The organism is Companilactobacillus muriivasis, assembly GCF_036246245.1.
Classification (GTDB): domain Bacteria; phylum Bacillota; class Bacilli; order Lactobacillales; family Lactobacillaceae; genus Companilactobacillus; species Companilactobacillus muriivasis.
The window spans coordinates 153697-175819 of sequence record NZ_BTTQ01000005.1; the positions used below are offsets into that span (position 1 = coordinate 153697).

Below are 22123 nucleotides of genomic sequence, written 5' to 3' on the forward strand. Positions count from 1 at the left end.
TTTTTGTCTTATTTTCATTAATTAATAATTAGTCAAAATTGATTTTCGATCAGTTGTTTGGTCCTTGAAATATTCATATTGCATCAGCTCTAAAAATGACCCTGAAATATTCGTAATGTTGGTATAACCAAGATTGTTCAAAGCTCGAACCATATTATAACTACGTTGACTGGACTGACAGTGAATATACACTGGCTTATCAGTTGGAATTTCGTCCAAACGTTGGCGGAATTGACTCAATGGAATATTGATTGAGGTCGTAATATGACCAGCTGCGTACTCATTAGGTTCTCTGGCATCAATAATAAAAGCACCACTTTCAACCAATCCACGTACCTTACTAATTGAAACCTGTTGATACTCACCATTGAGAACATTTTCGGCAACTAAAGCGGCAATGTTAACCGCATTTTTAGCCGTACTGAACCAAGGTGAATAAGCCAATTCCAAATGAGTTAGGTTGGAAATATTACCGTGCATCGAAATCATGGTTGCTATAACGTCAATTTGTTTGTCGACTCCAGATTTACCAATTGCTTGTGCACCAAGGACTTCACCACCTGGATAACTGAAAACTAGCTTCAAGAATATTGGTGATGTATCAGGCATAACGCCGACACGGTTCTGCGGTATAACGGTCACAGAACGGTAATCAAAATTATTTTGCTTGCAGGCCGCTTCCGTTAATCCAGTCGAAGCAACATTCAAATCGAACAAGTGAATCACTTGCGACCCAATCACACCTTGATTTTGAACTGGACGTCCATACATGTGATCAACCGCATCACGTGCTTCCATTTGAGCTGGAAAAGCCAATGCCAAACGAGTTTTCTGACGCGTAATCATATTGGTAACTTCAATCGCATCACCGACCGCATAGATATCTGGCACCGAAGTTTCAAATTGTTGATTAACTTCAATACCACCTGTAACGCCAATCTTGCAGCCAGCATTCTTTGCCAAAGCCGTATCAGGACTGACTCCAATCGCCATAACGACTGCTTGAGCCTTGATTTCTTTACCAGAAGTCAGCGTAATATGTTGGTCGCTTATTTCAGCCAAACCATCATTCAAAATAACTTGAACACCATTGTCATAAAGATTCTTGTGTACCAATTGAGCGAAGTCATCATCAATCGTTCCTAAAACATGATCAGCCGCTTCAACTAATGTTAGTTTTTTACCAGTTTGGGCAATATTTTCGACAACTTCCAAACCGATAAAACCACCACCAATAACGGCGACATCAGTAACGTTGTCATCCGTCAAATATGCTTGCAGTGACTTAATATCGACTACATTTCGAATTGAAAAGACATTTGATTTATCAATACCTTTAATAGATTTTGGCATGATGGGATTAGCTCCTGGCGACAATACCAATTCATCATAAGCAGCCGTTCTAATTTCGCCAGTATTAACATCCTTAACTTGAACCGTCTTTTGTTGAGCATCAATATCAACCACTTCTGAGTTAACTTCCGCATTGATATTATATTGCTTATGAAATTGCTCCGGAGTCTTCATAACGATACTATCAGCATCAGGAATCAGACCACTCAAATGGTATGGCAAAGAACAGTTAGAAAACGAAACATTAGGTCCCTTTTCATACATCGTAATCTCAGCCGATTCATCCAAACGACGAGCTCTGGCAGCAGCTGAGGCACCGCCGCCGACACCACCAACAATCACAATTTTCTTATTAACCATTCGCTTAAATCCCCCTATTTTATTTAATTTATCATAACATTTTGCCGCTTCCGGTTGCGAGGGATTCCACCTAATGTGGGACCGGTGCGAGCCAAGGTCTCACGCCTCGATTTTGAGCTTCGCAAAAAACGCGAATCTCAAAATACGTCCGTGCTGTAAGAACGGAAAACCACCGTTCTAACACCACATCCACAACGGGTAGAATCTCTCGCAACCTCCAGCTAATATTATTGATATTTCATAAATAGACAGTTAAATCTCTCTTTTTGTGACTATAGTTTATATACCAAAAAAGACTTTCCTTAAACTGCGATTTCCAGCTCAAGAAAAGTCTCTATAATTCAATTACGTTATATTCAAATCCTAAATCATTTAAAAATTTAACCAAATCGTCCATTTTAACAAAAATCGTTTTCGTATTGTCATTCGGATGGAATGTTAATGGAATATCACCAACTATGTCCTTTTCAAAGTAAACTTGAACATCTTTTTCCTTATTATTCAACAAACCAAAGATTGAAACAACTCCTGGTTTCAAGCCAAGTTTTTCCATCAAACTAGCTTCTGAAGCAAATTTGATATGTTTCTCTCCAACGATTTCAGCAAAGTGATTCATATCCAAACGTTTGTCGTCATCCATAAAAACTAAATAAAAAGCTTTTTTCTTCTTATTAGTTAGAAACAGCGACTTAGTTCTAACACCAACTTTACCTTTGATATATTCATCTGCAACATCAGTGGTAAAAACAGCCGGATGTTCAACAATATCATAAGAAATATTCAGTTTAGCTAATTCAGCTTTAACCCGCTCAAATGGACTCATAACATTTCCCCCAAAGAACCTTTTAGACCCATTCTATCAGAGAAGTGAACGTTATTTGGCCACATTCTTAAACTATGCAGGATTTATGAAACCCATTTAATATTAATCAAGTTTTAACCAATCAACAAAATATTAATGAACTAGCCGGAGGGTGACAGTGATTTTCACCAGCAGTGAAGGTGTCGTTATGGCTTTAGCCATTACAACACAGGACGACTTTTGAGACGTGGTTTTCGGCTCAAAAGCGAGACTTGAGACCTTGGCTCAAGTCGGTCCTCACAGCAGGCGAAAAATCACTGTCACCCGGAGGCGGCATCTTAGAACAATGTCAAAATAAACCAAATTGCAGTTAAAACGCTGATTTTAATCTTATCTGACTGTGATACTTCCAAAAACTTCCAGTTCAAACCAGCCATACTACCAAAACCAATAACACCAACAATTCCCTTGATCCAAATATTAGTTTTGCCAGCAATCAAAAATACGATAATCATCAAGCAAGCTTCAATTGTTAAACCAATTGCCATATTAATAGCTAATTTAGCTTTGTAATTATCATTATTTTTCAATAACAAGTTGAACAACCAATAAGCAATCGCAAAGGCAAGTACGGCACCAATTACATAGATCAACAACTTCAACCATTTACCCATTTGTGGCATTTCTGAAACGTTAGGATCAGTTAAAATCATTTGAATAACTTGTATCAAAATACTAATCAAGACTGTCCCCAAAACAGAAAGTCTATCTAATTTATATAAATTCTTCATATTTTCCCCTACTCTTCTTTCAATAATCCAACTAGTTCTGATTTAGCCGCTTTGTTTGATGGAATAAATCCGAAAATCAAACCAACTGCGGTCGAAACTGACAACGATAGGATTATTGCGTATACCGTTATAACGGCTTTGAATGGTAAGAATGCATTTATTATTGAAACAAAGATATATCCAAAGATAATCCCAATGATTCCACCGATAACACAGAGAACAACACTTTCAATCAAAAATTGATTTCTAATATCACTAGATGTGGCACCGAAAGCACGACGAATCCCGATTTCTTTGCGACGTTCGGAAACAGTAATATACATAACGTTCATAACGCCGATACCCGCAATTAATAGAGAAATTCCGGCGATAAAGGCAATAAAGTACGTAATATCATTTAAGACACGAGTGAATTGTTTACTGATAGCGTCTGGATTAGAAACAGAATAGTCACCTGTATGCTTCTGTTCACCCATCTTCTTCATACGCTTAACAGCTGTCTTACCAACTTGTTTCTTATTAGCATCTGGTTGAACGTACAATTTAGCTTGATCCTTAGAAATCTGATTAGCAAACAAATCCTTGAAAATTTGTTTAGAAACGTAAGCATCTGGGCGGTAATTCATATCGCTGATATGATAAATTCCTTGGACAACGAAAACTGTTCCATCAATTGAAATTAAACGGTTGATGGCATTCTCTTTGAATAATCTGTGCGCTAAATCTTCAGAAATATAAACACCGTTTGAAGCACCTGTCATATTGAAATAAGTCCCCTTGACTAACTTCAAATGTTTAGGCTGCTTATTCAAACCGATCGAAATATTCTTCGTCTTATATTGAACTTTGGCACCAGCTTCAACGATGCTACTAGTCAATTTCACATGGTCAACGCCTGGAACTTTGGCCAAGACTGAAGCGTCATTTGGTGTGAAACCACCGTCAGTATTGTAATCAGACGTTGATTGCCACTGTAAAGTAACTTTATTACGAGTATCGTGGCTGCCCATACCTTTGGTAACAGTATGTGTAAAGCCATCCCCAATTGCCAAAATACAAATAACACTGGCGATACCAATAATAATTCCCAACATTGTTAGAAAATTACGATTTTTATTCTTACCAATTGATTTGAGAGCAATCATAATTTTATCAGTCATGATTTTTCACACTCTTTTCATCATTATATAGACGGCCATCACGAATATAGACTGTACGCATCGCATAATCAGCCACTTCGCTATCATGAGTAACCATGATAATAGTTGTTCCAGCTTGATTCAATTTCGTAAAGATTTCCATAATCTCTTTACTAGTCTTGGAATCCAAAGCACCAGTTGGTTCATCCGCGATAATCAACTTGGGACGGTTAACAATAGCTCGAGCAATCGCAACACGTTGTTGTTGGCCACCAGATAGTTCAGCTGGACGATTTTTCTCTTTTCCAGTCAAACCAACCTTTTTGATGACATCTTCAACCATTTCGTGTTTCTTGCTTTGCTTTTTCTTACTATAAATAAGTGGAATTTCAATATTTTCATAAACGTTATATGTCGTTAATAATTTAAAATTTTGGAAAACAAATCCCAATTGATCGCCACGGATTTGTGACAACTCATTATCGTTAACTTCTTTGTAGCTTTTATTTTCAAGCAGATATTCACCAGTATAACTTTGATCCAATAATCCCAAGATATTGATCAAAGTCGACTTACCTGATCCAGAAGGTCCCATAATTGCTAAAAATTCCCCATCAGCAACCTCTAAATCGATATTCTGTAACACAGTGAATTTGCCATAAGTTTTACCTATATCAGTAACTTTAAGCATCATTTCACCGCCTTATTTTAAGACTAGCTTGTCGCCAGCCTTAAGCCCATCGATCACATAGTAATCTTGATCTTTTTTCATCATTGTTACATGTTTCTTGTGCTTCTTGTCATTCTTCAAAAGATAGACTGTGTTCTTACTCCAAACAGCTTTAGAAGGAATCTTGTAACCGTCAGATTCAGTCTTGATTTGGACATGCATGCCGTATGGGAGCTTGTCTTCAGTCGCAACACGGAAGTGATAGTAAGAAACGTTGTGAGTACTGTAAGGAATGGCATCTTTTTGTTCATAATTACCAGAAATCTTTGTACCATCATTCTTGATGATTGTAACGTCAGCACCAAGTTTGATTTTATCAAGACTGTACTCATTCACATTACCTTGGATAACTGGAGCGCCGTAAATATAACTTCTTCCAGCATCATCCTTGTAGTAAACACCACTGATTGGTGCCAAAACAGTTCTATTTTGAGCCTTAGTAATCTTGTTAATTTTAGCTTGAGTTTCAGCTAACATTTCTTGATTCTTACTCAATTCAATCTTGTCAGCCGTTGTTTTGTCGGTTGAATTATATGCTTGGATTGCAAGTTGGGCTTGTTGAATCTCAGCGTTGGCACTGGCCAAGTCACTGCTCATATCACGATAAAAGCTGAATAATACTTGTCCTTTGGTAACTTTTTGACCATTAATAACGTGAGTTGAAGTCAAAGTTTCATCTTCACTCTTGGGTTGGTCACTGACCGCTTGCTTATCTGTTTCTTGAACAATACCGTTGAAATAATTAGTATTGTCGCGCTGCACAGTATAAGTTTTGTAATCTATTTTATTAGTATCATTCTTAAAGCCGTTTCCTAAAACTAAAAACAAAATAACGGCAATTAGGACAACATTAATACCCCAAATAGCAATCTTGATTTTCTTCATAAATAATCTCCCTAAATTTGCTTATCTTAAATAGCATAACAGTCTTAAACTAGACAAAAATTGGCGTACTGTCAATGTTTGATGGCAAAAAAATAGAGCATTTCTGCCCTGATTTTTTTAAAAGTTTAATGGTACCAGTAAAGTTAGCGGTTACACTTTTCTGACAAATTTTCAATTAAACAATTCTGATCAGAATCTCATTTTATTTAATACCTTTCAATTTATATTGTGTCCTACAAACTATCATCAAACAAAGCATAAGAATATATCCATTTCAAAACAAAAAGCCGGAGGGTGTCAATAATGTAGTCCGCTATGCAGGTGGCGTTATGGCTTTAGCCATTACACCACGGGACGAGTTTTGAAACTTGCGAACTGTGCAAGGTTCAAAATCGAGGTTCGAGACCGCACTCTGGCTCGAACCGGTCCCCATAGCGGAACTACATTATTGACGCCCTCCGGCGTCCAAAGACACCTAAGCAGTCACAACTTTTTTAGATGTCTTATCCTGACGTTTTAAACCAATTCCGGTAAATCCACTAATAATGGAAAGAACTGGTGATAATAGACTAAAGAAACAGAATGGTAAGAAGGTTAATGTTGGTACTCCTAAGGTATTGGCAGCGAAAGCTCCGGCAACGCCCCATGGAATCAAGTAATTGATTACTGTACCACCATCTTCAAGTACACGACTCAAGGCCAAGTTATCCAAACCATGTTCATTGAATGTTTGTTTAAATGCTTTACCAGGTAGGATAACTGATAAGTATTGTTCACCAACGAAGATGTTAACGCCGATTCCTGAAAGGATTGTTGCTGTAACGACGGCGCCTGGTGTTTTAAGCTTCTTAGCTAGTGGTGTCATGGCTGTTTGAATGACGTCAAACTTCATTAACAAGCCACCTAACGAAAGAGTTAGGAAAATCAATGAGACTGTACCCATCATGGAAGAAATTCCACCACGAGTTAACAAAGCGTCAACACTGGCAGTACCAGTTTTTGAAACGAAACCATTTTCAATAAATCCAGCAATAGCTTTTACCGGTGTACCAGGCTTTTCAATAAAAATCATGCCGACTGTTACGGTGATATTTAAAATCAATGTCGCAATGGCAGGAACTTTCATAATGGAACAAGCGAACAATAAAGCAATTGGTAAAATTGACCACCATGTGATGATGAAATTAGAATTCAAAACGTTTAAAGTTGTATCGATTTTAGATAAACTAGCGCCTGAACCGGCGTTGCCTAGAATTGCGTAAAGAATCAATGAAATGATGAATGCGGGAATTGTTGTCCACATCAAGTTTTTAATGTGATCGAACAAGTCATCTTCGGCAATTGCTGAAGCCAAGTTTGTTGAATCTGAAAGTGGTGAAGTCTTATCGCCAAAAATGGCACCAGAGATAATTGCACCAGCAACCAAAGCTGGATTCATTCCCAAAGTTTGACCCATTCCGAATAGTGCGATTCCGATTGTTGAAATAATAGTAAAGGCACTACCGATTGATGTTCCAATCAAGGCACAAACTAGGAAAACTGATGGCACAAACCATTGTGCTGAAATTAAGTGGAAACCGGCAACCATCATTGATGGAATAATTCCGGCTGCGATCCATGTTCCAATCAAAGCTCCGATTAAAATAAAAATGAAGATGGGAATAATTCCGTTTTTAACGCCATCGGTAATACCATCAAAAATTTCATCCCATTCAGAACCACGAACCTTAGCCCATAAAATCAATAGGCCGATAACTACTAAGACTGGTGTTTGAGGTGACAAGCCAAACTTGATAACTCCAAATCCTAAAACAATCAACATCACTACCAAAATTGCGATTGCTTCTCTAAAACTGACATTCTTTTTACCCTTATTCATTTTGAATCCTCCAAATTGTTTTTTAACTGTGAATGTTAGAAAAAACTAATATCGAGGATTACCACCACATGTATTGATCATCATTTTCCGTACCCCTTTGTATAAAAAAAGTCCCCGCTGCAAAAATATGCAACAGGGACGATTTACCGTGGTACCACCCAGCTTGAGCATAGTTCAAAAAAACTATTGCTCCACTCTTGAGAATAACGGCTCTCTTATTCCGCTTGGAAAAACCAAGTCATGTCTGGTATTTCATAATTGCACCCTGACCGGTTCGCATCAACCACCGGCTTTCTTACGCCCAGATACATTACTAATTAATTCAGACACTTATATATGTTTATTTGATTGCCTTAAACAATAACAGGCTGATTCATTTCTGTCAACTTTAAATATTTTTTTATGCCATTCGACGATCGATAAATTTTGACAACAGTGACAACGCGTAACAAACGATAAAGTACATAACCGCCATAGCCACGAAGACTGGAATGATGAAGTTAGGGTCTTGTCCATAAACAACTTGACCGTGTTGCATCAATTCTGGCACAACAATGATTGTTGCCAAAGATGTATCCTTAATCAATGAAATAAATTGACTAACCATTGCTGGAATCATCTTTTTATATGCTTGTGGTAAAACGATATGCCACATTGCTTGCGACATCTTCATCCCCATTGCCCGTGATGCTTCCATTTGTCCGGGATCAACTGCCAAAATACCTGAACGGATAATCTCGGCAATCATCATCGACTCGAAGACTGTCATCGCTAAAATGGCTGCGGGAATCGTATCCGGTTTGAAACCAAATGCTGGCAAGCCAAAGTAAACGAAGAAGATAATCAGTAGCAATGGTAAATTACGAATAACATCGATGATAAAACCAACTATTTTTGATAAATAAGGAATCTTAGCGTAACGAATGATTCCCAAAATTGATCCAATAATAAAACTCAAAATCACTGATATAACGGAGATCAAAATCGTGATCCATAAGCCTTGGAGAAGGAATCTGATATTGATCCATGAATAAGCGTCAATCCAATTTTGCATTATTTTTCTCCTCCTAAGCTAATTTTCTTTCTAGATGTTGCATGTAGTAACTAATTGGCAACGTTATGATCAAGTAGAATACACCAACAATAATGTAAGTATTAACTGTATCAAACGTTTGTGAAGCAATCGCATTACCTTGGTACATCAAGTCAAATCCAGCAATGAAGGCTAGAACTGAAGAGTTTTTGACCAAGTTAACGAATTGATTACCCAATGGTGGAATAACGTATTTGAAGGCTTGTGGTAAAACGATATAACGCATCGCTTGCCAGAAAGTCATCCCTTGTCCACGAGAGGCTTCCATTTGTCCTGGATCAACTGAATTGATACCAGCACGAACAGTTTCAGCGATAAAGGCTGATGTATAAATCGTCAAACCAATTGTTCCGGCTGTAAATCCGTTGATTTTGACAACGTACAACGGAATTACCAAGTAGAAAAACATTGTAATAACTAGTAGCGGAATATTACGGAAAACTTCCACATAGATATTACCGATGATACGTAAAAATTTATTTGGTACTACTTCGAGAATTGCGAACAGTGATCCAATAATTAAACTAAAGAACAGTGCCAAAATACTTGATAGCAACGTCCAACCAAAACCACTGATAAATGCACTCCAGTTACTTGTTAGTAGATGAATCATTTGCGTAGCACCTCCTTGTAGTTAAATCCAGGTACATTACCAAACCACTTAATGATTAATTTATTGTATGTACCATCAGCCTCAACTTCACCCAAAGCCTTGTTAATACCAGCCTTTAAGTCAGTTTGACCTTTGTTGATACCAATACCATAAGGTTCAGTGGTAAAGGCCTTACCTTGTAGCTTGTAGCCAGGGTTCTTAACTGCCATACCAGCTAAAATAACGTTATCAGTTGTCAAAGCATCGCCCTGACCTGACTTTAAAGCTGTTAGAGCTTGAGCATAATCAGGCAATTGGAGAACTCGAGCTTTTGGAGCAAATTTTTTAACATTTTGAACTGAGTTAGAACCGACAACCCCAATGATTGTCTTATTGTTAAGATCTTGAACTTTCTTAATTGGCGAACTGTCTTTAACTAAAATTGATTGACCAGCATCAAAGTATGAGTTAGAAAAATCAATTGTCTTTTGACGTTCCGGCGTTATGGTCATTGTAGCGATGATAGCATCGATATTACCATTCTTTAACAAAGGGATACGTGACTGTGATGTAACGGTAACGAATTTAGCTTTGGCATCTTTACCATACATTTTCTTAGTAATAGCTTTGGCTAAATCAATTTCAAATCCCTTCTCTTGTCCGTCTTTAACATCCACCAAACCAAGCAACTTAGTATCGGCTTTAACACCCCAAGTTACTGTTTTGGATTTTTTGTCATTTTCATAAAGATTTTGTGACGACAGTGATTGTGAACCACAGCCGGCTAATGTAAAGACTAGAAGTAAAGAAGTGACAATTACTGCAAAATATTTCCAGCGTTTCATATTCTTACCCCCTAGTGTTTAATAATCTTGCTCAAGAACTGTGTAGCACGTTCATTAGTTGGATGATTGAAGAAAGTATCCTTGTCGTCATCTTCCAAAATTTCACCGTCAGCCATAAAGATAACTCGGTTAGCAACTTCTTGAGCGAAGCCCATTTCGTGAGTAACGATTAGAGAAGTCATATCGCTTTGACTAGTAACGTACTTGATAACTTTCAAAACATCATCGATCATTTCAGGATCCAAAGCACTGGTAGGTTCGTCAAATAGCATGCAACGAGGTTTCATGGCTAAAGATCTAGCGATGGCGACACGTTGTTTTTGTCCACCAGAGATTTGTGAAGGCATATTATGAGCTTTATCAGCTAAACCGACTTGATCAAGCAAAGCCATGGCCTGCTTTTTATTTTCTTCTTCATTCATTTTTAAAACGATTCTAGGTGCTAACATGATATTCTCGAGAACATCCTTGTTGGCGTACAAGTTAAAGTGTTGGAAAACCATTCCGACATCACGTCTAATACGGTTGATATCAGTTGATTTCTCAGCAATATCACGTCCGTTAACAATTAATTGCCCCTCTTGAATTGTTTCCAAACCATTGACAGTTCTGGATAAAGTACTCTTACCTGATCCAGATGGTCCGATTAAAACAACTGTTTCACCCTTGTCAATTTCCAAGTTAATATCCTTTAAAGCATGGAAATCTCCGTAATACTTTTGCACATTGCGGAATTCAATCATTGATGACATAGCTAAATGCTCCCTTCTTACTTCGTGAAAAATAATTCTAAAAAATTATATTAAGAAAATTTTAATGTTTAATTTATGTTTTGGCAACAAAAAAACATTTTGTGAAAGAAATGTTCGTCTTTTTAACGAATGACCATTGACCCAGAAAAACTATAACACCAATGTTATAGGGATTATAATCTTAACGCTTTTTAAATTAAAAAAAATTTTACGAACAAATAAAAAAGTTCACTTTATTAAAACTAAAGTGAACTTTTTTAATGTTTTCGAAAAATTGTTGAGGATTTCGAAATCTAAAAAGATTAATTATTAAGGGGGGAAGTGCTTCTCGTTTCCGAGAAGCTGCGCACAAAAGGTTTTTCGTATTCTGTCTCCAGAACTGAGAGTACCCGTTGTGCGCAGTTTCTCGGAAGAAACTGCTGGAACCTGTTACATTATGCGTGGTGCTTATTGATAACCTATTTCAAATTCAACTAATACCAATCAATTAGTCGGAAGAGCTGGGAAATATTTGTGTGCCGTGGTAGTGGTATAAGTACGGAAGGAATCTTCCGTACTTATACCACCGGACGTGTTTGGAGACTTGACGAACCGTGTCAAGGCTTCAAACCGAGGTTCGAGACCGCATTTTGGCTCGGACCGTTCCGCACAGCTCGAGAATATTTCCCAGCTCTGGATACGGCAGCACTGCATGTTACTTTAGAACAATCTTCTTGTATAGATATCTAGTTAGGAAGTAATAACCAAGGTATAGAACGATGAAGATTGCGAATGGAATTTCGATATGTGCATATGGTTTATAAAGAATTGCACTAAACATTTGTAAACCAAGCAATACGTGAACCACTCCAAGGATTGCGGGAACTGAGAAAAATACGGCAATTTCCTTGTTGATTGTTGCACGTAAAACTTTTGATCTTGTACCAATCTTGTAGAGCATGTTGTAACGCTTAACATCCCCATTGGCACCAGATAAAATCTTGAACATTAAACAACTAGCTAACATGGCTAGAAAGGCAATTCCAAGGAAGAATCCCATGAATTCTAGTCCAGAGAAGAATCCGTTGATCAATGTATAAGCACTGTATTTATCGCCACCAGCATTTTTCAAAACCGGGTAACGTTTGACTTCAGCTTTTGAGATGGCCTTAATTTCAGATAAATTGTTCTTGAATGAGTTAGTTTTAACCAAGACAGTTGTTGTTTCGGGAGCATTGATTGCCTTATATTCTTGGTCACTGACAAATTTAGCAACATGACCACGTTGATCAGGCATTCTTGTATTCATCAATTCATATTTGGCATTATCGTTTTTACTTGGATTGGTTGAAGTCCGAAGTTTTGAAACCATTGTCTTCGTATCAATTTGTGAATAGCCGATTGGTTGTTTTTCGAATTCACTTGCTTGATAGTAGACATTTGTCTTATCAGATTTAAAGTGATAAGTATTTTTCTTTTCAATATTCAAACTCTTCAAACGCTTTTGTTGTGCAGCATCTGGGTTAGTTAATTGCACATCATAATAGTTTTGACCGTTAACTACGTTGTCGATTTGATTATTGAAGCCTAGTCCAACTGTAATAGCACCAAGGGCTAAGGCGAACATGATCGATACCATTGAGAGAATCTTAGTATAGTCGTTCATTCTAAAGCTCAATTGTGACAAGGTGAAATTGTTCAAACCTTTTTGAGAATACTTTGTGTTGCGTTTCAACATTCCGATAACTGTTGTAACGAAGGAATTGATCATGAAGTAAGTTCCACCAACGATTGTAACTAAAGCAATTGGAATCCCAATCATGATGAAACCAGCATTTTGACCGATATACCACATTGTTAAATAACCGAGAATTAGTAGTACTAGACCAAGTAGAGCTTGGACAGCTTTTAAAACGCCGTTACGCTTAATTTTGACTGGTTGACTGTCACGGTTTAAGAGCGTTAAAACCTTACTACGACGGAGTGAAATTGAATTTCTAATTGCTGAGAACATGAAGATAATGATGAAAAATGCGAACGTCCATAATAAAGCAGGTAGATAGAAACTGTTGAAGTGTTTAACTTGCATATCTAGGGCGTTGATAATCCACTTACTGACAAAACCAGTTGCCAAAATACCAATGGCTGAGCCAATCAAGGTTGAAATAGCACCAATAGCAAATGTTTCAACAAAAATCATGCGGGAAATCTTGCTACTCTTGGCACCGAGCATCATGAACATCCCATATTCCTTTTGACGCATGCTCAACAGAAAAGTGTTGGCATAATTGACGTAAACTATCGTTATGATGGCTAACAGTACAATCCCGAATCCGAAGATAAAACTAGTTGCTGCGGCCGGAGAATTGGACTTTAGAAAATTTTGATTAGTTGCCAGTGACATAAACATGTAGAAAATGGCTGAAGCAATCGTCAAGCCAGAAAACAGCACGCTGTAATCACGCATTCGATGTTTAATACCACTCAAGGCTAATTTGTTTAACATAATGTCCTCCTCTCCTATTCAGCGAATGTTCCTAGTGAATCCAAGATTTCTTGATAGTATTCAGCACGGCTATCGTCTTCTTTTTTCAACTCTTGGCCGATTTCACCATCTTTGATGAATAAAATGCGATCACAGAAACTAGCTGAGAATGGATCATGCGTTACAAGTAAAATTGAAACATTATCTTCGCGATTAATTTTTGTTAGTGTGTCCATCAAAGCACGAGCACTCTTAGAATCAAGCGCACCAGTTGGTTCATCACCGAAGACAATTGATGGTTCGTGAACTAAGGCACGAGCAGCGGCGACACGTTGTTTTTGACCACCAGACAATTCAGTTGGATAGTGATTCAAAATTTCAGTTAAGCCAAGCTTTTCAGCGATGCTCATAACGGCTGGCTTGATTGATTTAGCAGGTTTATTTTGTAATGCCAAAGGTAAAGCAATGTTTTCGTAAGCAGTTAAATTTTCTAGTAAGTTGAAATCTTGGAAAATGAAACCAATTTTATTAGCTCGGAAATCAGCCATTTGATTGTTCTTTAATTTAGTAATATCTTGTCCGGCAATCTCAACACGACCACTAGTTGGTGTATCCAAAGTAGATAGAATATTTAGAAGTGTTGTCTTACCTGAACCTGAAGCACCCATAATTCCTACGAATTCGCCGGGTTTTACTTCAAAATTAACATCTGACAAAGCCTTAAATTGTTTCTCACCGGCCTTACCATAAATTTTTTCAATATTTTGTACATCGACGATTTTTTGCATTTGTACTTCCCTCCATTTGATATATCTATCATAACTGGATAGCCATTTTGGGTCGTGCGATTCTTCTTACATTTCCTTACATTTTTGTAAGTCAATCTTTCATTGTGAGATATAATATTTTTGGACTATCAATTCGCAAAGATGGCCTAAAAAAATTGATTAACATGTTGCTCTAGTTCCGTTTCCAGAGCTGAGAGTATTCATCTGCTGCGCGGCACGGTTCGAGCCAAAGAACGGTCTCGAGCCTCGGTTGAATCCTTCCCAAAGACCGGGAAGTCTCCAACACGTCCGGTGGTGTAAGAGCTAAAGCTCTAACGCCACTTTCGCTGCTGATGAATACTCTCAGCTCTTCCAACTAATTTATTTTTTATGAATAGATATTTTAACGGGTATTTCTGAATGCTTAAACAAATCAGCCTTTTGATTATTACAGCAACAGTTAGTCGAAAAGAGCTGAAGATATTCGTAAAAACCTTCGTACTAAATAGGAAATCAATTAGTCGCAAGGACTGTGAATATTTACCCGCTGTGGGTGTGGCGTTATGGCTTTAGCCATTACATCACCGGGCGAATTTGGAGACTCGCGGGTTGTGCGAGGCTTCAAACAATCGAGGTTCGAGACCGCACTTTGGCTCGAACCGGTCCGCATAGCGGGTAGAATATTCTCAGTCCTGTAGACGGCAAACAATACGTTAATCTACAAAACAAAGGGGTGTATTTCCGATGGGGAAAAATCTGCCAAATATCGACGCTGGTTCTAAGAAGTCGTTTATTAGTTGGCCTGTCGTTGCTTTAATGGATTTCGTTACCGTTATTGGCTTCGATGATATTGTCTACAATTTCCATAACCAAGGTTTGGGAATCGTATTTACATGGATTATTATGCTATTTGTATTCGTTGTACCTTATGAGATGATGGTTGGTCATCTCGGTTCAACATTTGATGAAGAAGGTGGTGGCGTTACTTCTTGGGTACGTGCCACTGGTGGTAATGTCTGGGGCTATATTTGTGCTTGGACTGTTTGGGTTTCTAGTTTGCCTTATATTGTCGATGTTGCTAACTCAACGTTGGTATCATTTGGCTGGTTGATCAATGGTAACAGTTCAATGTCAGATAAGATGAGCAATTCAATGTTTGCCCTTTTGACAGCCGTTATTTTTACAGTCTTTATTTTTATCCAACATTATTTGAGAAACTCATTACAAATTTTGAGTATTCTCGGTGGTGGTGCGATGTTTATCATCTCAATTTTGTATGTCATCATGACTTTTGTTTACTTGAGCAAAGGTAACATGCCACATACCCAACCATTTACTATAAAATCATTTATTCCTAAGTTCGATATGCATTATCTTTCAACATTTGGACTCGTCATCTTTGCGATGAACGGATCAGAATTCGCTGCACCATACGTTACAGAAATGAAGAACGGTAAACGTGACTTTCCAAAAGCTATGTGGATGCTAGCCATTATGACTGGTTTTCTAACTGTGCTTGGTTCATTTGCCTTGGGAGTATTCTTCAATGCCCACCATTTGCCAAATGACTTGAAGATGAACGGTTCTTACTATGCTTTCCAATACATGGGACAAGAATTCGGCATGGGTCGTTTCTTCCTATACTTATTCGCTATAACGCAGGCACTCTACATGATGGCGCAATTGGCTGTCCTCTTGGATGCCGGAACGAGAATGTTCCTATCTGATACCGCGAAAGAATATTTACCAAAAGGTCTTACTAAAACTGATAAGCGTGGCTTGCCAATCAATGGTTACTGGCTAACGACTGGTATTTGTACACTTATCATGGTCATGAGTGCAACGTTGCCAAATATGAATTCAATCTTCAACCAACTCTTGAATCTAAACGGTATCGTTTCACCATATACAACCTGTTTCCTGTTCAGTTCCTTTATCCTAGTTAGATTACACGATGATAAATTCAAATCTGACTTCGTTTATATTAAAAATAAATATTTTGCTATTTTAGTTGGTATTTGGTGTTTTGCAATCACCTTCGGAGCCGCCACATTGGGTATCTTCCCAACCGATGAAACTCCTGGTACTTCAGCATGGACACACGTTTTAACGTTGAACATTTTGGAACCTGTGTTAATGATTTTAATTGGGATTATTTTACCTTTGATTGCATACTTCCAAAGATCACACGAAACTAACTAGCTGTTTTACAGTCATTTAATGTTAAGCTAATTAGAGATTATTATTAAAGTAATTAATTACGTTTAAACATTGATATTATATTTACATAACCGTCTTTTTTAGTAATATATAAATAAATCAATAAAAGCTGAGGGGTCTTCATATGATTGATGAAATTTTAAAAGACATTGAACAGTACCAAAAAATTATTATTCTCAGACATCAAAATCCTGATCCTGATGCCATTGGTTCACAAATTGGTTTGAAAACCATCTTGCAAGAATCTTTTCCGACCAAGGACATTTATGTGACAGGAATCGACTTAACCGTGCTCGATTGGATTGGCAAAATGGACCAAATTTCTAGTGACGTCTATCAGGATGCCCTAGTTATTGCGGTCGATACTGCCAATTCTCCACGACTCGACAATGATGGTACCTATCAAAAGGCAGCCAAAATTATTAAAATTGACCATCATCCCAATGTTGACCCATTCGGCGATATTAATTGGGTGGATGAATCATATTCAAGTTGTGCCGAAATGATTTACACGTTGGCTGACAAATTGGAACCACTCAAAGTTTCGAAAAAATCGGCATTCAGCCTCTATTCTGGTATCGTCGGTGATACAAACCGTTTCTTATACGGAGAAACTGATTATCGAACTTTGAGAATTTCCGCTGAATTGGCTAAAACTGGAATCGATATTTCTCAGATTGCTTTGCATGAAGATGAGATGTCATTGCAAGTAGCACGTTTGGAAGCCTATATTTTGAATAACTTTCAAATTACTGATTCTGGGTTTGGCTACATCATCATCAGAAAGCCAACATTTGATAAATTCAATTTAAATGATGGTGAGTTGGATCACGTGGTGCCATTGATTGGTCGCATTAACACCATCAATAATTGGATTGTTGTCAGTGAAAAAGATACGAATCATTTCCGTGTTAACTTACGTTCAAAGAATGTTGCTATCAATGGCGTTGCTGAAAAATTCGGTGGCGGTGGTCATCCATTAGCTAGTGGTGTTTACGTTGGTAGTATGGATGAAGTTGAAGCTTTAATTAAAGATATGGATAATTTGAATAAATAAAATGTTTAGACTTTAAAAGGGTCGTCAATCCGCGGATTGACGACCCTTCTTTTATTTTTTATCCCGTAATTCATATAGTTCTTTAGTCAAACTGATACTTCTATCTCGAACCATTTCTGCAATGTTTTGCTTATCGACAAATTCAATATTCTTCCGTCTCAAGAAAGAAATAATTGTCGCCAACATTTGACGTTCCTTTGACCGTGGCCAATAATACTGCCGCAAATCCAAATAGATTGTTTGATCATCTTTAGTCGTAATAATCAGATGAAAAGCCTCGTGCATATACTGTCCTTCGGTTGGTGCATAGCCACCTTTAGGTGCAATCGCTGAATTAGGACTGACCTTGAATAAGTCCAATTTAACTTCAATACTCTTCATTTGTTGATAGGAAATAAATTTAGTTTTCCGTGCATGAAATAATGTTTTAATTGGAATAATTATTTCATCTAAGCTGTTATAAACATCTTTATCATTAGCCACATAGGTAATTCCTGACTTATCCAGTGTCCAATACGTGTAGTAGCGTTTGAAATCATATGGGTAAAATAATATTGCCATCACATAAGCAACGAACGCTCCAAAAATAGGCGCATAGAAAAGATGGAACCCTGAGAAAACTAACCCCCCCAGAATAACCACCAATACTAAAAAAAATACCGACCATCGATTCTGGGGCTTACCATAATTGAATGGGAAGTGTAGATATGGTTCACCGGTAATTAGCTCATCCAAAGAAATATCCAACAAGCCACTCAACGAAATCAAATTATCAATACTAGGTAGATTTTCTCCAGTCTCCCACTTGGAAATTGATTGTCGTGAAATGCTCAATGCTTCAGCCAATTGCTCTTGTGTCAATTGATTCTTTTTTCGATATTTAACAATATTATCTGCTAATGACATCGTTTTCACTTCCCTATACCTAAATTATAGGTTCTTAATCAAGGAAAATGCACGCACTTTCTGCTTGCAGCGTTATATAACGCTTATTTAATCATGAAAGCACCGACCACTAGACAGATGACTCCAATAATAAGTGACGAGTAAACGCCCATAAACACGTATGGCTGAGGATTTTTAACATTCTTTTTGATATTGAAATACATTTTTCGACCGACATATATTTGGTAGATTCCCATTAGAATAACGACAATCCCAATTAACTCAATTCCCAAGAAATCATCCCCCTTTTTCCTAACTGCTATGATTAATTTAAATATTCTCCATCATAAAAAAATAAACTAGTTGGAATAGCTGAGAGTATTCATCAGCAGCGAAAGTGGCGTTAGAGCTTTAGCTCTTACACCACCGGGCGTGTTGGAGACTTTTCGGTCTTTGAAAAGGCTTCAACCGAGGTTCGAGACCGCACTTTGGCTCGAACCGTACCGCGCAGCAGATGAATACTCTCAGCTCTGGAAACGGCATACACCTTAAGCATAAGTCTTTTAACAAAATGATTAAATCCATTTGAAGATAATATCAAAACTAAGAAATATTAAAATCATTCCAAAAGTAGATCCAAAAACCAATAACAATCGTTCAATTTTAGGAAACTTATTCTTTGGCTCTCTCCTAATTTGATTAAATGATTTTATTACTAGAAAAATTTGTGTACCGCCCATAATCAGGGCTAGTAAAGCAATTAGATCAGACATTTTGGTCACTTCTTTCCTATGAGTTACCCATATGATAAGGTCCAACCAAAAAAAAGGAGGATTTCAATGCTAGACAAGCTGTCTAGTATTGAAATCCTCTGTTTATTTTATGAAAAATACTTCGAAAAGTTAAAAATTGAACCAATCAATGAAACCGTACCAATAACAACCATTGTCAGAGAAAGAATTCCTTCAACCGTACAGATGCTATTCCACGGGAAATCAACTAAAAATAGTAATCCCACAATGCCTATCCAAAAGTATTTTCCTTTATAAAAATCACTATTGAATCTCACAACGGTTCCCTTCTTTGCTTAGTTTTTAACCGATAAAACAGTCTTCAATAAAAGTATTGGCTTTTCCTGGCCCAACCTTTAGATAGATAATACTCTCTATTAATAATTTTGTGCCAAGTTAATCATCAACGTGCGTTTTTCCATCATGAACGTAAAATTATCTGTCCGTTTCAGCTTGATTTTTCAAGAGATATAGACCAACTACGATTGAAATTAATATTCCGACAATGTCTATCACACTTACTATCAAAAATTCATTATTGTGCATGCCAGTATAACGATACATCCCTAGAACTGACATCCGCGTTAATGTCCAATAGATATTTGCACCACCAAAAGTTACTATCAAAATATAAAACGCCAAAGGAATAATACCTTGATTTTTAATTGGTAAGAAGTTGCTGAAATACCCCATAGATAGGTGAATCAACGTGCTACCAGTCAAAATCAACAGTACTGCTAATATCCCGATTGCTAAGTCTTTGATCAATAATTCCAGTTGCATATCACTGATAACAATCAGATGATGGATGACATCTTTTTTCATAAAATAGTACAGTGAACTGATAAAAATAATTGATTCGACTAATCCAAAATACAAATAAATCAGACAAGTTGTTAGTAAATTACTAAAGTACAACTTATTATCTGATATCGGTACTAACCGATAACGATTACTCGATAATATATTCTCATTAGCTCGAACCAATAAGGTGATACTAATTACACAAACTGCTGCAGCAATCTTAACCATCAAGCCGACGGGATACTGCGAATCCAGTTTGGCGTGAAAATTATTCATTCCAATGAAAACTAAAACTCCAATAACATCAATGAGCAAAATTAAATTGATGAGTTTAAATTTGCTCCAAATTAAATCTTTACTTACACCCAGTAAGCTACTCATAATAACGGACCATCCCATAGTCTTTATTTTGTAGTTGTTTTAACGAACTGTTTCCGTCCATCTCTTCAAGAGATAGATATTTAACGCTGTAAAAATTACTCCCCAAACTACAACAATTCCGATTCCAAGCCAGATAACATTGTTGATTTGGCCTAATGTTGTAATTCCTTGTGATCCACTGTAAATAACTCTAAACACATTGCCTGACGTATAGTTAAAAATCATAACTCCAACTACCGTTACAACGATATATAGAATGAAATTAACAAATTTTTGGCGAGCGAATGGTAAGAATCCGCCGATCCAATTAATTAGAAAATGAACCGAAGTAATACCCATCCAAATTAGAATCATTGTTAAAAGCATTAAAAGAAGCACTAACACAGCTGTTCCAACTGGACCTTTTACTTCGCCAGCGGCTAAATTAAAATCACTCTGACCACTTATAAAGTAAAGAATAGTTCCAATCACGCATTCTAGAACTTGAAGATACATGAATCCCAAAAAAGTTGTTAAAAGATTACTGAAATATAATTTAGTCTCTGAAACAGGAAGCAGACGGTAATTATTACTCGTATAAACTCTTTCGTTTTTACGTGCTAACAAGATAAATCCAACAAAATTAGCAAAACTCATACTAACCATGAATGTTGCAAAGAAATAATCTGGAATGATTTGGCCATCCCAACCGCCTGTGAAGATTCTCAACACATCGACAGCAACTAGAAAAATTAGGTCAACAATAATGATCCAATTCATCATTCGCCATTTCTCACTCATTAAATTACTAGTCAAACCCATAAATTTGGTCATTTTGTAACACTTCCTTCATAAACCTGTTCGTAATACTCTTCGACACCCAAGTGATATTTCTCCTGAATATCTTCAACTGAACTAACTTGATAAATTGTTTCATCCTTAATAATAATTACATCGTCCAAAAGACTAGCAATCTCTGTAACGTAATGATCACTGATGACAATTGTTGAATCATCAGTCTTCCAGCGGATAATACTGCTGATAATCTTCTTACGTGACATACTATCAATACCGCTCAGAGGTTCATCTAATAAGTAGAGTTTAGTATCACGAGATAGTGTCAAAGCAATAATCAGCTTGCCTCTTGTACCAGTTGAAAGTGAAGAAATTCTTTTATCTTCTTCTAATCCTAGATATTCAGCGATTTCCATGTATTTTTCTGACACAAAATCAGGATAAACTTTCTCGTAAAATTTAACGATATCGCCAATCTTGGTATTCTTCGAGAAACCACCAAGTTGATCGCTAAAACTGACATTTTGTTTGATTTCACGTTTCTTACTAGTACCATTGACCGTTATAACGCCTTCAGGCAATGAATTCACCCCAGCAATCAAACGCATCAAAGTGGTTTTACCAGCACCATTTTCACCAAGTAAGCCAACAATCTTGCCACTGGCTAAGTTCAAATTGACGTCTTTTAAAATGGCTTTATTATTCTTCTTATAATTCAAATTCTTAATTCTTAACAAATTTGTCATAATGACGCCCCTT

At 37.0% G+C, this 22123-nt stretch carries 21 protein-coding genes; 3 read left to right on the forward strand and 18 right to left on the reverse strand.

Annotated elements, in window-relative coordinates; all coding sequences use genetic code 11:
- Window positions 1-21: 21 nt before the first annotated feature.
- The 13 genes from AAA923_RS07385 to AAA923_RS07445 form a co-directional block, all read right to left on the reverse strand.
- Complete coding sequence (locus tag AAA923_RS07385; RefSeq protein ID WP_338215951.1) at window positions 22-1713, reverse strand: FAD-dependent oxidoreductase; 1692 nt, start codon at window positions 1711-1713, stop codon at window positions 22-24.
- 334 nt (window positions 1714-2047) lie between these two features.
- Complete coding sequence (locus AAA923_RS07390; RefSeq protein WP_338215953.1) at window positions 2048-2536, reverse strand: prolyl-tRNA synthetase associated domain-containing protein; 489 nt, start codon at window positions 2534-2536, stop codon at window positions 2048-2050.
- A gap of 317 nt (window positions 2537-2853) precedes the next feature.
- Complete coding sequence (locus AAA923_RS07395; protein WP_338215956.1) at window positions 2854-3306, reverse strand: hypothetical protein; 453 nt, start codon at window positions 3304-3306, stop codon at window positions 2854-2856.
- An 8-nt stretch (window positions 3307-3314) separates the two neighbouring features.
- On the reverse strand, window positions 3315-4466 hold the full coding sequence (locus AAA923_RS07400; protein ID WP_338215958.1) for an ABC transporter permease: 1152 nt from the start codon (window positions 4464-4466) through the stop codon (window positions 3315-3317).
- A complete protein-coding gene (locus tag AAA923_RS07405) occupies window positions 4459-5136 on the reverse strand; it encodes an ABC transporter ATP-binding protein (protein WP_338216042.1) in 678 nt (225 codons plus the stop codon). The genes AAA923_RS07400 and AAA923_RS07405 overlap by 8 nt, the downstream gene beginning before the upstream one ends.
- 12 nt (window positions 5137-5148) lie before the next feature.
- Window positions 5149-6060, reverse strand: coding sequence for an efflux RND transporter periplasmic adaptor subunit (locus AAA923_RS07410; RefSeq protein WP_338215960.1), 912 nt, complete (start codon window positions 6058-6060; stop codon window positions 5149-5151).
- Window positions 6061-6535: 475 nt separating this feature from the next.
- Window positions 6536-7939, reverse strand: coding sequence for a Na+/H+ antiporter NhaC (gene nhaC / locus AAA923_RS07415; RefSeq protein WP_338215962.1), 1404 nt, complete (start codon window positions 7937-7939; stop codon window positions 6536-6538).
- 400 nt (window positions 7940-8339) lie between these two features.
- A complete protein-coding gene (locus AAA923_RS07420) occupies window positions 8340-8993 on the reverse strand; it encodes an amino acid ABC transporter permease (protein WP_338215964.1) in 654 nt (217 codons plus the stop codon).
- A 13-nt stretch (window positions 8994-9006) separates the two neighbouring features.
- Window positions 9007-9645 (reverse strand): amino acid ABC transporter permease, encoded by a 639-nt coding sequence (locus AAA923_RS07425; protein ID WP_338215965.1) that lies wholly within the window; start codon window positions 9643-9645, stop codon window positions 9007-9009.
- Window positions 9642-10469 (reverse strand): glutamate ABC transporter substrate-binding protein, encoded by an 828-nt coding sequence (locus tag AAA923_RS07430; protein ID WP_338215966.1) that lies wholly within the window; start codon window positions 10467-10469, stop codon window positions 9642-9644. The genes AAA923_RS07425 and AAA923_RS07430 overlap by 4 nt, the downstream gene beginning before the upstream one ends.
- An 11-nt stretch (window positions 10470-10480) precedes the next feature.
- Window positions 10481-11212: an amino acid ABC transporter ATP-binding protein gene (locus tag AAA923_RS07435; RefSeq protein WP_338216044.1), complete on the reverse strand. Its 732-nt coding sequence runs from the start codon at window positions 11210-11212 to the stop codon at window positions 10481-10483.
- Window positions 11213-11915: 703 nt separating this feature from the next.
- Window positions 11916-13706 (reverse strand): FtsX-like permease family protein, encoded by a 1791-nt coding sequence (locus AAA923_RS07440; protein ID WP_338215968.1) that lies wholly within the window; start codon window positions 13704-13706, stop codon window positions 11916-11918.
- Between the two features lie 14 nt (window positions 13707-13720).
- Window positions 13721-14473: an ABC transporter ATP-binding protein gene (locus AAA923_RS07445; RefSeq protein ID WP_338215971.1), complete on the reverse strand. Its 753-nt coding sequence runs from the start codon at window positions 14471-14473 to the stop codon at window positions 13721-13723.
- Between the two features lie 723 nt (window positions 14474-15196).
- Between AAA923_RS07445 and AAA923_RS07450 the strand changes: the two genes are divergently transcribed.
- Window positions 15197-16654 carry an APC family permease gene (locus AAA923_RS07450; RefSeq protein WP_338215972.1) on the forward strand — a complete coding sequence of 486 codons (1458 nt, stop codon included), beginning with the start codon at window positions 15197-15199 and terminating at the stop codon, window positions 16652-16654.
- Between the two features lie 142 nt (window positions 16655-16796).
- Window positions 16797-17729 carry a DHH family phosphoesterase gene (locus AAA923_RS07455; RefSeq protein ID WP_338215974.1) on the forward strand — a complete coding sequence of 311 codons (933 nt, stop codon included), beginning with the start codon at window positions 16797-16799 and terminating at the stop codon, window positions 17727-17729.
- A gap of 51 nt (window positions 17730-17780) precedes the next feature.
- Here the strand turns inward: AAA923_RS07455 and AAA923_RS07460 are convergent, their stop codons facing one another.
- Both AAA923_RS07460 and AAA923_RS07465 read right to left on the reverse strand, forming a co-directional pair.
- On the reverse strand, window positions 17781-18635 hold the full coding sequence (locus AAA923_RS07460; protein ID WP_338215976.1) for a helix-turn-helix domain-containing protein: 855 nt from the start codon (window positions 18633-18635) through the stop codon (window positions 17781-17783).
- Window positions 18636-18718: 83 nt separating this feature from the next.
- On the reverse strand, window positions 18719-18907 hold the full coding sequence (locus tag AAA923_RS07465) for a hypothetical protein (RefSeq protein ID WP_041500953.1): 189 nt from the start codon (window positions 18905-18907) through the stop codon (window positions 18719-18721).
- Between the two features lie 546 nt (window positions 18908-19453).
- Here AAA923_RS07465 and AAA923_RS07470 point away from each other — a divergent pair.
- Window positions 19454-19663, forward strand: coding sequence for a hypothetical protein (locus AAA923_RS07470; protein ID WP_338215979.1), 210 nt, complete (start codon window positions 19454-19456; stop codon window positions 19661-19663).
- 177 nt (window positions 19664-19840) lie between these two features.
- On the opposite strand, the gene AAA923_RS07475 is transcribed toward AAA923_RS07470, so the two are convergent.
- The 3 genes from AAA923_RS07475 to AAA923_RS07485 are packed head-to-tail and all read right to left on the reverse strand — an operon-like array spanning window position 19841 to window position 22110.
- Window positions 19841-20590 (reverse strand): hypothetical protein, encoded by a 750-nt coding sequence (locus tag AAA923_RS07475; RefSeq protein ID WP_338215981.1) that lies wholly within the window; start codon window positions 20588-20590, stop codon window positions 19841-19843.
- Between the two features lie 39 nt (window positions 20591-20629).
- The gene (locus AAA923_RS07480; RefSeq protein ID WP_338215982.1) at window positions 20630-21403 is read right to left on the reverse strand and encodes a hypothetical protein; all 774 of its coding nucleotides are present in this window, start codon (window positions 21401-21403) and stop codon (window positions 20630-20632) included.
- Window positions 21400-22110, reverse strand: a complete 711-nt coding sequence (locus AAA923_RS07485) for an ATP-binding cassette domain-containing protein (protein ID WP_338215983.1) — start codon at window positions 22108-22110, stop codon at window positions 21400-21402. Before AAA923_RS07485 ends, AAA923_RS07480 begins: the two co-directional genes overlap by 4 nt.
- Between the last annotated feature and the right edge of the window lie 13 nt (window positions 22111-22123).